At 61.1% G+C, this 12,688-nt stretch carries 12 protein-coding genes; 8 read left to right on the forward strand and 4 right to left on the reverse strand.

All coding sequences use genetic code 11. The annotated features are described in order from the left end of the window. Positions 1-5 precede the first annotated feature (5 nt). Both greA and J7394_RS08155 read right to left on the reverse strand, forming a co-directional pair. Entirely contained in the window at positions 6-476 is a 471-nt protein-coding gene (gene greA / locus J7394_RS08150) for a transcription elongation factor GreA (RefSeq protein WP_209252232.1), read from the reverse strand. 234 nt (positions 477-710) lie between these two features. Continuing rightward, positions 711-1,091, reverse strand: coding sequence for a VOC family protein (locus J7394_RS08155; RefSeq protein ID WP_170480896.1), 381 nt, complete (start codon positions 1,089-1,091; stop codon positions 711-713). Positions 1,092-1,179: 88 nt separating this feature from the next. Here J7394_RS08155 and soxR point away from each other — a divergent pair, with 88 nt between their 5' ends. The 8 genes from soxR to J7394_RS08195 all read left to right on the forward strand — a co-directional run bounded on the left by soxR (position 1,180) and on the right by J7394_RS08195 (position 8,952). After that, a complete protein-coding gene (gene soxR, locus J7394_RS08160; protein ID WP_170379057.1) occupies positions 1,180-1,635 on the forward strand; it encodes a redox-sensitive transcriptional activator SoxR in 456 nt (151 codons plus the stop codon). 136 nt (positions 1,636-1,771) lie between these two features. Then, positions 1,772-3,418: an electron transfer flavoprotein-ubiquinone oxidoreductase gene (locus J7394_RS08165; protein ID WP_209252233.1), complete on the forward strand. Its 1,647-nt coding sequence runs from the start codon at positions 1,772-1,774 to the stop codon at positions 3,416-3,418. A 152-nt stretch (positions 3,419-3,570) separates the two neighbouring features. After that, positions 3,571-4,122 (forward strand): TetR/AcrR family transcriptional regulator, encoded by a 552-nt coding sequence (locus tag J7394_RS08170; RefSeq protein ID WP_209252234.1) that lies wholly within the window; start codon positions 3,571-3,573, stop codon positions 4,120-4,122. Positions 4,123-4,156: 34 nt separating this feature from the next. Continuing rightward, a complete protein-coding gene (locus tag J7394_RS08175; RefSeq protein WP_209252235.1) occupies positions 4,157-5,260 on the forward strand; it encodes a mandelate racemase/muconate lactonizing enzyme family protein in 1,104 nt (367 codons plus the stop codon). 10 nt (positions 5,261-5,270) lie between these two features. After that, positions 5,271-6,365, forward strand: coding sequence for an alcohol dehydrogenase family protein (locus J7394_RS08180; RefSeq protein WP_247748123.1), 1,095 nt, complete (start codon positions 5,271-5,273; stop codon positions 6,363-6,365). Further along, positions 6,362-7,486, forward strand: coding sequence for a mandelate racemase/muconate lactonizing enzyme family protein (locus J7394_RS08185; protein WP_209252236.1), 1,125 nt, complete (start codon positions 6,362-6,364; stop codon positions 7,484-7,486). The genes J7394_RS08180 and J7394_RS08185 overlap by 4 nt, the downstream gene beginning before the upstream one ends. Before the next feature lie 3 nt (positions 7,487-7,489). Continuing rightward, on the forward strand, positions 7,490-8,221 hold the full coding sequence (locus tag J7394_RS08190; RefSeq protein WP_209252237.1) for an SDR family NAD(P)-dependent oxidoreductase: 732 nt from the start codon (positions 7,490-7,492) through the stop codon (positions 8,219-8,221). Further along, a complete protein-coding gene (locus J7394_RS08195) occupies positions 8,218-8,952 on the forward strand; it encodes an SDR family NAD(P)-dependent oxidoreductase (protein WP_209252238.1) in 735 nt (244 codons plus the stop codon). Before J7394_RS08190 ends, J7394_RS08195 begins: the two co-directional genes overlap by 4 nt. A 61-nt stretch (positions 8,953-9,013) precedes the next feature. Here the strand turns inward: J7394_RS08195 and J7394_RS08200 are convergent, their stop codons facing one another. Both J7394_RS08200 and J7394_RS08205 read right to left on the reverse strand, forming a co-directional pair. After that, complete coding sequence (locus J7394_RS08200; protein WP_209252239.1) at positions 9,014-10,027, reverse strand: Ldh family oxidoreductase; 1,014 nt, start codon at positions 10,025-10,027, stop codon at positions 9,014-9,016. 58 nt (positions 10,028-10,085) lie between these two features. Then, positions 10,086-12,539 (reverse strand): FAD-dependent oxidoreductase, encoded by a 2,454-nt coding sequence (locus J7394_RS08205; protein ID WP_209252240.1) that lies wholly within the window; start codon positions 12,537-12,539, stop codon positions 10,086-10,088. Positions 12,540-12,688 lie beyond the last annotated feature (149 nt).

Consider the following 12,688-nt stretch of genomic DNA (forward strand, 5'->3'; position numbering starts at 1 on the left):
CCGGGTCAGGCGAATTCGATGCTGAGAATTTCGTAAGAGCGGACACCGCCGGGGGTGCGAACCTCGACACTGTCGCCTTCGTCCTTGCCGATCAGGGCGCGGGCCATGGGCGATTTGATGTTCAGAAGGCCTTTTTCGATATTGGCCTCATATTCACCCACGATCTGCCAGGTCTTTTCCTCATCGGTGTCTTCATCGACCAGCGTGACCTTGGCGCCGAACTTGATCGCACCCGACAGTTTGGCCGGATCAATCACATCGGCCAGCGACAGGATGCCCTCAAGCTCTTTGATGCGGCCTTCGATGAAGCCCTGCTTTTCACGGGCCGAGTGGTATTCGGCGTTTTCCTTCAAATCACCCAGTTCGCGGGCCGAAGCGATGGCTTCGATGATCGCCGGGCGCTCGACGGATTTGAGGTTTTTCAGCTCCGCCTCGAGCGCGGCATTGCCCGCAGGCGTCATTGGAATTTTTTCCATAATCTTGTTGTCCACGCATAAATTGAGCCGCCCCGCCGCGGGGAAAGCGTCGGGGCGAATGATGGGTCGTTCAGTACCTGACCCAAATGGAGCGTGAAATGCAAGAGGCCAAGAGGGCGTCACACGTCGATTTGCGACTTAACGCCGTTCCGCTGAGGCGGTTCGCGCCTGTGGTGGTGATCCGGGGGCTTGTTCCTGCGCCACCGCTGTGACGGGGTGCAGAGCCACAACATCTCAATCATATTGCACCACCTCGAACTCGATCCCGTTGTCATCGTCGAAATAGAACCGCTTGCCCGGCTCATAATCGGCGTGGTTATGCGGTGTGAAACCTGCCGCGCGCACCTTGGCCTCGGTCGCGTCGATATCCTCGACCAGAACGCCCACATGGTTCAGGCCGCCGACCACGTCATAGCTGCTTTCGTTTGATGGCTCGGGGTGTTCGGGGCGGTAGAGGGCAAGGTAGGTGTGTTTTGTGCCCACATGCACCGTATAGCCGCCCGCCATCGCGGCGCCTTCCCAACGGATGTCCCAACCAAACACTTTGTGCATCCAGGCGGCTGAGGCTTTGGGATCGTTGACCGTGAAGTTGGTGTGTTCAAGCGTGGCCATCATGGCAGGTCCTTTCATTTTTCAGGCTTGTCACGACTCAACGTAATTTCTAAACCTAACTTTAGGTCAAGGTATTTTTTGCGAGGGTGAAATGGCGGCTTCCGAAGGTCTGGCAATTGGCGCTTTGGCGCGGCGTACCGGGTTGGCGGTGTCGGCGATCCGGTACTATGAGGCGCAAGGGTTGATCTCGCCCTGGCGCAACGCAGGCGGGCAGCGGCGGTATCAAAGGGCCGATATCAGGCGGTTGAGCTTTGTGATGATCGCCCAGCAATTCGGCCTGACCCTGCCAGAGATCCGTGAGGTGCTATCGGGCCTGCCCGGCAACCGAACCCCGACGCCGCAGGACTGGAAAGACATCAGTGTCACGCTGCGCGCCCATCTGGATCAGCGAATCAATACCCTGACGCGATTGCGCGACAATCTGGACGGCTGCATCGGCTGTGGGTGCCTCAGCCTGCCGAAATGCGCCCTTTACAACCCCGATGACCGCGCCAAATCACATGGGAGCGGTCCCAGATACCTTATGGGCGACTCGCCAAACACATGAAGTGTCGAATAGCGGCATTGTTACGCCGTGTTTCGATTGACCTGAGTCTTTCTCACCATGTAATCAGCCGAGAAACAAAATTGCGCCGACCGCAAGAGAAAAGCGCCAATTCGGAAAGTTAGCTAAGGAGCCCGCGATGGCCGAGATTGAACGCGAAGCGATGGAATACGATGTGGTGATCGTGGGCGCAGGCCCCGCGGGCCTGTCGGCGGCCATCCGTCTGAAACAGCTGGATGCCGACCTAAATGTCGTGGTTTTGGAAAAGGGCTCGGAAGTGGGCGCGCATATCCTATCGGGCGCGGTGCTGGATCCCTGCGGGCTGGACGCTCTGATCCCGGATTGGAAGGAAAAAGGCGCGCCGCTGAATACGCCGGTGAACGAAGATAACTTCTACATGCTGGGTGAGGCCGGAAAGCTGCGCATCCCCAACGCACCCATGCCGCCGCTGATGAACAACCACGGCAACTACATCGTCTCGATGGGCAATGTCTGCCGTTGGATGGCCGTACAGGCCGAAGAGCTGGGCGTGGAAATCTTCCCTGGCATGGCTTGTTCCGAGCTGGTCTACGGCGAAAACGGCGAAGTCAAAGGCGTGGTTGCCGGTGTCTTTGGTCTGGAGGCAGACGGCTCTTACGGTCCCGGCACCGAACCGGGCATGGAGCTGCACGGCAAGTACGTCTTCCTGTCCGAAGGCGTACGCGGCTCCTTGTCCAAGGAAGTCATCGCCAAATACGACCTGTCTGCGGGCAAAGAGCCGCAGAAATACGGCGTCGGCATGAAAGAGATCTGGGAGATCGACCCGGCCAAACACAAGGAAGGCTCGGTTACGCACACCATGGGCTGGCCTCTGGGCAGCAACGCAGGTGGCGGTTCCTTCATTTATCATCTGGAAAACAATCAGGTCTATGTCGGCTTCGTGGTTCACCTGAACTACAAGAACCCGCACCTCTATCCCTACATGGAATTCCAGCGCTTCAAGCACCACCCGATGGTGGCTGAGCTGCTGAAAGGCGGCAAGCGCGTGGCTTATGGCGCGCGCGCGATCACCGAGGGTGGCTATCAGTCGATGCCGAAGCTGGTCGCTCCGGGCGTGGCGCTGCTGGGCTGTTCGGCGGGCATGGTCAACGTGCCGCGCATCAAGGGCAACCACAACGCGATGTTGTCGGGCAAAGCCGCAGCCGAGGCCGCTTTTGACGCCATCAAGGCCGACCGGTCCGGTGATGAGCTGGCGGCCTATGAAACCGACGTGCGCGAAGGCGCCATTGGTCAGGACCTCAAGAAAGTGCGCAACGTCAAGCCGATGTGGTCGAAATGGGGCCTCATGCCCTCGCTGGCGCTGGGTGGTCTGGACATGTGGACCAACACGCTGGGCTTTTCGCTGTTCGGCACGATGGGTCACGGTAAGAACGACGCCGAGTCGACCGAAGAGGCCAGCAAGCACAAGCCGATCGACTATCCCAAGCCCGATGGCACGCTGTCCTTTGACCGTCTGACCAACGTGTCCTTCGCGATGACCAACCACGAGGAAAGCCAGCCCTGCCACCTGAAGCTGGGCGACCCATCGATCCCGGTTGCCGTCAACCTGCCCAAATTCGCCGAACCCGCGCAGCGCTATTGCCCGGCTGGCGTCTATGAGATGGTCGAGGATGACGACGGCCCGCGGTTCGTGATCAACTTCCAGAACTGCGTCCACTGCAAGACCTGCGATATCAAAGACCCGAGCCAGAACATCACATGGACCACGCCGCAGGGTGGCGACGGCCCGAACTATCCAAACATGTAACTGAAAACTCCGGCACTGGCGGCGCGACGCTGCTGCCATCCCGCCCTTGTTCCATGCCACCGGTCTTGCCGGTGGCATTTTTTGTCGTTGGAAAGAAAGTCTGTGTCGCAAACGGTGATGTGTAGGTAGAGTGATCGCTCTACCACCGAAATATGACTGAGACACAGCAGAAAATCGCGGAAAATCTTGACCGGCAGTTTTCAGAGATGGGATTTGCCACCCAAGGTGTTGAAGCGTTGCGAGAGGGAGCGAATGTTTCCCTGCGCACGCTCTACAAGTATTTTCCCAGCCGCGAAGCGATGGTCATAGGCGCGTTGGATCATCGAGACGCCGCCTATTGCGATTGGATCTGCACGGATCAACTCCGGGGCGCGGATCATGTGTTGCATGTTCTGACCCGCCTGGCGGACTGGCTGCGCGAGGTTTCAAACACCGGATGCCTGTTCCGCAACGCACTGGCCGCCTACCCCGAAAGTGACGCGATCCGCGATGCTGTCACGACGCATAAACAGCATGTCCGCGACATGTTCCGCGCGCGGCTGATCCACGTGGCCCCCGATTGCGATGTCGAGGCTTTGTCCGAGGCTCTCTTCATCCTGCACGAAGGCCTGACCGAAAGCGCACGTTTGATGGGTGCCGAGGCCGCAACCTCGGCCACGATGCGCTGTGCCCGCACGTTGCTGGCCGCTGCCGATATTCACTAGGCCGGGCCTCCGGTACACGACAAAAGAGATGGATATGAAGATCAAGGAAATCCACATCTACGCCCATGATCTGCCGGTCAAAAACGGCCCTTACACCATGGCAAACGCTGAGGTCTGGGCGCTGGACACCACGCTGGTCAAGCTGGTGGCCGAGGATGGCACGACCGGCTGGGGAGAGACCTGCCCGGTCGGCCCCACCTATGCCGAAGCGCATGCAGAGGGCGCGCGGGCGGCCTTGAAGGCAATGGCCAAAGGTCTGATCGGCGCGGATCTGTGGCCTGTGGCCCTGCACCACCGGATGAACGGGCTGCTCAATGGGCACAACTATGCCAAGGCCGCCATCGACATTGCGGCCCATGACCTGATTGGCAAGAAACTGGGCGTGAATGTCGCCGACTTGCTGGGCGGGGCGCAGACCGAACGCGTGCCCTCTTACTACGCGACGGGTGTGGGCGCGCCGGACGATATCGCGCGCCTTGCCAAAGAGAAGCTGGCCGAGGGCTATCCTCGCCTGCAAATCAAGGTCGGCGGGCGTCCGGTCGAGATTGATGTCGAAACCATCCGCAAAGTCTGGGAGGTCGTCGGCGGAACCGGCATGCGCCTTGCGGTCGATGGCAATCGCGGGTGGACCACGCGCGATGCGCTGCGCGTCAGCCGCGAATGCCCGGATGTGCCCTTCATCATGGAACAGCCCTGCAATACCTATCAGGACCTGGAAAAGATCCGCCCTCAGGTGAGCCATGGCATCTACATGGATGAAAACAGCGTCGACCTGAACACCGTGATCTCGGCTGCCGGGACCGGGCTGGTGGATGGGTTTGGTATGAAAGTCACCCGGATCGGCGGCCTTCAGAACATGCGCACCTTCCGTGACATCTGCGAGGCGCGCAACTTGCCGCATACCTGCGATGACAGCTGGGGTGGGGACATCATCGCCGCCGCCTGCACGCAGATTGCATCCACCGTGCGCCCGACACTGATGGAGGGCGCGTGGCTCGCCGCCCCGTACATCGAAGGCAACTACGATCCCGAAAACGGCATCACGATCCAAGGCGGTCACATCCAGCGCCCGACCGGGCCGGGTCTAGGCGTCATCCCTGACGAAACGCTGTTCGGTGCGCCTGTCGCCTCATATTAAGGAGAACACCATGATCCCCGAAACCATGCATGCGGTCCAACTGACCGGCCATGGCGGTATCGAGATGCTGGACTACCGCTCGGACGTGCCGGTCCCAACGCCGGGGCGCGGAGAGGTTCTGATCCGCGTCGCCGCCGCAGGAGTGAACAACACCGACATCAATACGCGGATCGGCTGGTACTCCAAGGCGGTTACCGAAGACACCAATACCGGTGGTGCCTCGGGTTTTGAGACGGTGGACGATGACGACGCCAGCTGGTCCGGCACGCCCTTGACCTTCCCGCGCATACAGGGCGCCGATGTCTGTGGCTATGTTGCTGCCGTAGGCGAGGGGGTTGACCCGGCGCGCATTGGCGAGCGTGTGATCGTGCGCAACATGCTGCGAACCTATGTCGACTACCGCCCCTATGAATGCTGGACCATCGGCAGCGAATGCGATGGGGGTTTTGCCCAGTTCTGCATCGCACCTTCGCAAGAAACCCACGCGGTGAATTGCGACTGGAAGGATGTAGAGCTGGCCGCCATCCCCTGCGCCTATTCCACGGCCGAGGGCATGCTGCACCGCGCCAGCGTCGGGGCCGAGACTGTTCTGGTCACCGGTGCCTCGGGCGGTGTTGGTTCAGCTGCGGTGCAATTGGCGAAACGGCGCGGCGCGTGTGTGATCGCGCTGTGCTCGCCCGCTAAGGCCGAAGCTGTTCGGGCTTTGGGTGCAGATCGCGTGCTGGCCCGCAACGCTGATCTGGTGGCTGAACTGGGGGAAGGCTCGATCGACGTGGTGGTCGATCTGGTGGCTGGTCCGCAATGGCCCAGCCTGCTGGACGTGCTGCGCCGGGGCGGGCGTTATGCGACCGCCGGGGCCATTGCCGGGCCGATCTGTGAAATCGATGTGCGGACGCTCTACCTGAAAGACCTCACCTTGTTTGGCTGCACCTTTCAGGAAGACATCGTGTTCGAAAACCTCGTGAAATATATCGAGGCTGGAGAAATCCGGCCAGTCGTTGCCAAGACCTATCCGCTGAGCGAGATCGCGACGGCGCAGGAAGAGTTTCTGACCAAAACACATACCGGGCAGCTGGTGCTGATCCCGCCGCAGGTTACCTCATGAAAATCCGCAAGATCGAGCTTTTTGAACTGCATCTGCCCTATGCGGGCGGCTCTTACGAGTTGTCGGGCGGGCGTATCTACACCGGGTTTGACAGTGTCATCGTCTGTATCACTGCGGATAGTGGGACCGAGGGATGGGGTGAATCCACACCTTTCGGCCCGAACTACATCGCCGCCCATGCACGCGGTGCACGCGCCGGGGTCGAGGAAATCGCCCCCTATCTGATCGGTCGTGACCCGCGCGATGTGGACCGGATCAATGACGCCATGGATGAGGCCCTGCTGGGTCACAACCATGCGAAATCGGCGCTTGATCTGGCTTGTTGGGACCTGTTCGGCAAATCGGTTGGCCTGCCGGTCTATAGACTGCTGGGCGGCGCGACGGGCAATCGCCTGCCCGCGATCAGCTCGATCTACGCGGGCACGCCCGAGGATATGCGCGCCCGCGTCGCGGAACACCGCGCGATGGGCTATATGGGCCATTCGATCAAGGTCGGCGCGATGGATTCCGAAGGCGGCCCGGCGCTGGATGCCGAACGCATCGCGGCCTCATTGGCGGATCGGCAACCGGGTGAGTACTTCATCGTTGACGCCAATGGCGGCCTGATCCCGGAAACCGCGCTTCGGATGCTCCGCGCCCTGCCGGATGGGCTGGATTTCGTTCTGGAGGCCCCCTGTGCCACATGGCGCGAAACGCTTTCCCTGCGCCAGCGCTGTGACGTGCCGATCATTCTGGACGAGTTGGCGCAAGAGGATGGCGATATCGCCAAGCTGGTGGCGCTGGATGTGGCTGATGGCATCGGGCTGAAAATCTCGAAAGCCGGGGGGCTGACCCATGCCCGCCGTCACCGCGACATCTGCCGCGCCGCAGGGCTGACGATCAGTGTGCAGGACACGGTGGGATCAACCCTGTCTGCCGCGTCGATCTTTCATATGGGTGCGACCGTGCCCGAACGGCTGCTGCGCTGTGTTCTGGACCCGCGCGACATGGTGACGATCCAGACCGGGGCGTTTGACGCCCCAATCGAAAACGGTGGCGTTCTGCCGCCCGATGCGCCGGGCCTCGGCGTGACAATGAACCGAGACCTGCTGGGGCAGGCCGTCGCAATCTGGGAAGACTAAGACATGTTTCAAGACAAAAACGCCCTCGTCACCGGTGCGGCCGGAGGGATCGGGCAGGCCATCGTCAAACAGCTGCGCGCGCAGGGCGCTCGGGTCGCGGTTGCAGATTGCGCGACCGATGGGATCGAAGCCGAGGCGCATCTGCCCGGCGATCTTCTGGACCCGGCCTATTGCGACCAACTGGCTGCCAACGCGCAACAGGCTTTGGGCGGCCTCGATATCGTGATCAACAATGCCGGCGTCATCACCCGCGGCCCGGTGACGGAGACCTCGGACGCCGACTGGACCCTGTCCATGGGCGTGAATGTCGAGGCTCCGTTTCGGATTTGCCGCGCTGCCATTCCGCTGATGGCCGAGGCGGGCGGTGGAGCCATCGTCAACACGGCGTCCTGCTGGGGCGGCAAGGCGCCGGGGCCAAACCATGCGCTCTATTGCATGACCAAGGCGGCGATCGCCTCGCTGACCGAATGCATGGGGATGGATCACGCACATCAGGGCATCCGCATCAACGCCGTTTGCCCGAATGAGGTTAACACGCCGATGCTGCGCTCGGGCTTTGCCAAGCGCGGGTTTGATCCTGACGAGGCCGTGACTGAACTGGGTAAGACCGTGCCTCTTGGGCGGATCGCCGAGCCTGAGGATATTGCTGATGTGGTCCTGTTCCTCGCCTCGGACGCGGCGCGCTACATGTGTGGCACGCTGGTTGAGGTCAATGGCGGGAAGCCGGTCGCATGAGGCGGTTTGAGGGCAAGGTTGCGCTGGTCACCGGCGGCCGCTCCGGGATAGGACAGGCCATCGCGGCACGGCTGACGGAGGAGGGCGCGCGCGTCTTCACCGCTCAGCGCGGTGGCGATGACCGGTTCGAAGGGATCGCAGCCGATTTCACCGACCCAGCCGCACCTGCACAGGTAGTAGCCGAGGTTATCGCCCGCGCCGGGCAGTTGGACGTTCTGATCAACAATGCCGGTATGATGCAGGAGGCCCGCGTCGAAGAGATGACGTTGGACGACTGGCAGAAAAATCTGACCGTCAACTTGACCGCGCCCTTCCTGATGATCCAAGCCGCTTTGCCCCATTTACGCAAAACAAAGGGTAGCATCGTGAATACCGGCTCAATCGAAGGGTTGGGCAGCAATCCCGGCCACGCAGCCTATTGTGCATCCAAAGCCGGCTTGCACGGGCTGACCCGCGCCGTGGCGGTGGATCATGGGGCCGAAGGTATCCGCTGCAACGCGATCGCTCCGGGCTGGATCGACACCGAGTTGAACCTCGACTTTATCGACTCAATGCCCGACCCGGATGCGTTTCGTCGGGACATCGGTCAGATCCACCCGGTCGCGCGCACCGGCAGGCCCGAAGAAGTGGCCGCATTGGCGGCGTTTCTGGCCGCCGAGGAAAGCGGCTTTATCACCGGGCAGGTCTATACGGTCGATGGCGGGCGGATGGCAAAGCTGAGCCTACCCTGACGTGAGAGCTGGTCCGGGGTGATCGTGACTTACATGACCCCTGTGCCATGGGTTGGAAACCTTACCGTAAGTCTTGCAACTGCGACAGCAACTCGGTGCTGACGCTGACGCCACCGTCCTGAGACGCGGCGCGGTTCTTCAGCCGCCCGTCACCGGGGATGCGGGCGGTGCCGTTGCCGTCGATCTCGGCGCAGATGCGCGTAACATAGTCGTTGAAACCGGCATTTCCGAACCGCGTCGGATCCATCGCGATCAGGGTCGCGCCGCCCTTGACGTTCAGCGCGCCATGCGCCTCGCGCTCGGCATTGTCGACCGAGAGGGTGCCCCCGGCCAGCGCCGCGCCCATGACTTCGATCAGGAAGGCGATCGCGGCCCCTTTGTGCTCGCCAAAGGGCAACAGGCTGCGGGTTTCCAGAATCGCGTTGGGATCGGCGCTGGGCTCGCCGTCCGGGGCCAGACCTGCAGGGCGCGGCAGGTCATGCCCTTCGGCGGCGGCCATGCGGATATCCATCAACGCAACCGTCGAGGACGCCTGGTCCCAAACGATGGGCTCCATGCCGTCGCGCGGGCAGGCAAAAGACATCGGGTTTGTGCCAAAGACCGGGCGCACACCGCCTTGAGGCACCACCATGGACAGTGAGTTGACGACAGCCAAAGCCACCAACCCCGCCTCGGCCAGCGGTTCGGTGTCAAAGCGCAACGCCCCAAGATGATGACTGTTGGCGCAGGTGAAGGCGGCAATCCCGTTTTCACGCGCCATCGCAATCAGCTCGTCCCGAGCTGCTGCTGCGGCGATCTGGTAGTACCCGTTGTCCGCATCGCCGCGCAGAACGCCCGGTGCGATACGTTCGAATGTAGGGTGGGCGGCGGGGTTGGCATAGCCCGAGGTGAAGCTCTGCGCGTAGACCGGCAGCATGCGCAAACCGTGGCTGCGCGGGCCGTCACGTTCGGATTTCACGACAATCTCAGCGATCATGTCACTGCCCGGGTCATCCATGCCAGCAGCCACAAGGACGGATTTCGCCAATTCCCTAACCTCTTGGAGTGAGAGCGTTTTCGTCGAGATATCGGTCATTGGCTAAATCCTGTCCTTGTGTTGGTGAAAGGGACCGGAAGACCCCTTGTTGTTCTTGTCAGGCGCGTGCGCGGGCACTGGTGGGGTCCACGGCGCAGGTGTCGATGACCTCGGCCTCGCGCATCTCGTTATGGACCAGCACCTGCATTCTGGTGCCCGGTTCCGTCATGTTCTGCGGCACCAGCGCCATTGCGATGTCATGGTTGCAATAATATGAGAACCCGCCCGAGGTGACACGCCCGATCAGTTTGCCGTCGGAATAGACGCCTTCGTCAAACATCACCGAGGTATCGCAATAGGGCAGTTTCAACGTGACCAGAGTGTTGTATCCCCCCACGTCCAGCTGTTTCAGCAGTGCCGGTTTGCCGATGAAGTCCCGTTCGACCACGTGCCCACTGATCTTCTCGGTCATAGCGACGAACCGGCCCAGATCGGCTTCAAACGGGGTCAGGTCCTTGCAGATCTCGCGATTGATGGCGCGGTAGGATTTCTCCAGCCGCATGGATTCCAGCGCTTCAAGGCCGAAGGGTTTCACGCCCGCCTTCAGCAACAGATCCACGAGATGACGGTTGTAGCCCGCCGGATGGTGCAGCTCCCATCCCAGCTCACCGGTATAGGAGACGCGCAGCAGGTGAACGCCTTTGGCATAGCCGACCTCACCCATTTGCGCCGAAAGCCACGGGAAGGCCTCGTTCGACAGATCATTGTCGGTCAGGTTCGACAGGATCTCGCGCGATTTCGGACCAGCCAGAGCGATCACGCCCTGCTGTTCCGAGATATCTTCCATCACGACCGAGCCGTCTTTGGGCAGCAGACGCTGCATCTGATCCCAGTTATAGGCCTGCCAATTCGGGGTCGAGATCAGGTAGAAATCATCTTCGGCGTAGCGCACGATGGTGTATTCCGCATCCATCCCGCCCTTGTCGTTCAGCATCAGCGACAGGGTCATGCGCCCCACCTTGGGCAGTTTGTTCGCCATCAGACCGTCCAGCCAACTGGCCGCGCCCGGCCCGCGTACGGTGAATTTGGTCATCGGAGACATCTCGATGAAGCCTGCCTCTTCGCGCGTGCGGCGCACTTCTTCCTGTACAAGCTCCATATGATTGGTGCGGCGGAAGGAGTGTTCGGGGATCGCCTCTTCGGGTGATTTGGCGAACCAGCGCGGGAATTCATAGCCGTTGAAGCTGGTCCAGACGGCACCCTGCGCGGTCAACAGATCGTAGGAGCCTGCAGTTTTCATCGGACGGGCTTCAGGGAAATCCTCACCGGGGACATGGGCATCCATATGGGTGCCCCATGTCTCGCGCACCTTGTCCATGGTCCACCGTTTCGAGGCATAGTCCGAGAACCGGCGCGGGTCGAGTTCCGACATGTCCATACCCGGATCGCCATCTACGATCCATTTGGCCAGACGATTGCCCACAGTGCCGCCCCAAAGGATACCGCCGGGCATCCCTTCGGCCAGCCACAGGTTCTCGTGCCCGGGTGCAGGGCCGGCCAGAGGCAGCTCGTCCGGGGTCATCTGGAACGGGCCGCGGGTGTTGGCTTTTATGCCAACCTCGCCCAGCGTCGGAACCCGTTCGATGGCGCGCTCCCACTGGGTTTCCACGGCATCGAAGTCTTCGGGCAGAAGATCGGCCCCGAAATCAGGCGGCACGCGGTCTTCGGCGAACAGCTTGAGGTCCTTGGTGAATTCATAGGGGCCAAACTGGATGCCGCCCACGTCCTCGCGCAGATAGGCGCCATAATCCTCGTCCCGCAGGATCGGGAATTCTGGCAGACCCTGTGCCCTGCGCTCTTTCAGCAGCGGCACGGTTTCCGTCGTCCAATATTGGTGAATGATGGGGATACAGGGCAGGTCCAGACCCACACGGCGCGCGTTTTCACGGGCGTAGTTTCCGGTGGCAAAGATCAGATGCTCGCACGTGATCTCACCCTGGTTGGTGGTTACCTTCCAGTGGCCGTTTTCCAGCTTTTCGTAAGCGGTGGCTTCGGTGTTCTGATAGACCTTGGCCCCGGCATCGCGCGCCAGCTTGGCCAGCGCCATGGTGATGTCGGCGGGGTTCACATAGCCGTCTTCGGTGTGCAGGATGCCGCCACGAATGTCGGGGCTTTGGTTCAGCAAGGGGTGAACCTCGGCAATCTCTTCCGGTGTCAGCAGCTTGCACGGCACCCCGGCGGCCTCGGCGATCGAGATATAGGACTGGAACTCATCCCAGCGCTTTTCGGTATTGGCAACGCGCAGCTGGCCCACTTTGCGAAGGCCCACCGAGGCGCCCATCTTTTCCTCAACCTCGGAATAGATGCGAATGGTCTCCATGGTCATCTTCGACACGTTTCGCGACCGTACAAAGGTCACAAGCAAACCGGCCGCATGCCACGTGGACCCTGACGTCAGCGTCGTCCGCTCCAACATCACCGCATCTGTGCAGCCATGTTCGGTCAGACCATAAAGGAGCGAGGCGCCAACGCAGCCGCCCCCGACCACTACGACTTTCGCATGTGACTTCATCGTATGTTCATACCGTGTCTGGTTTGCCAACAGTGTTTGGAAGCACCATTCCGTCAGTCGGTCTTTTGCGCAATTGGAAAAATATTTCACTCTGAATGAGTTGAAGTCACCCAAGCCGAACTTGTGCCTTTTGCATTGCGCAGGGTACC

The organism is Ruegeria sp. R13_0 (assembly GCF_017743995.1).
In the GTDB taxonomy this organism is placed as follows: domain Bacteria; phylum Pseudomonadota; class Alphaproteobacteria; order Rhodobacterales; family Rhodobacteraceae; genus Ruegeria.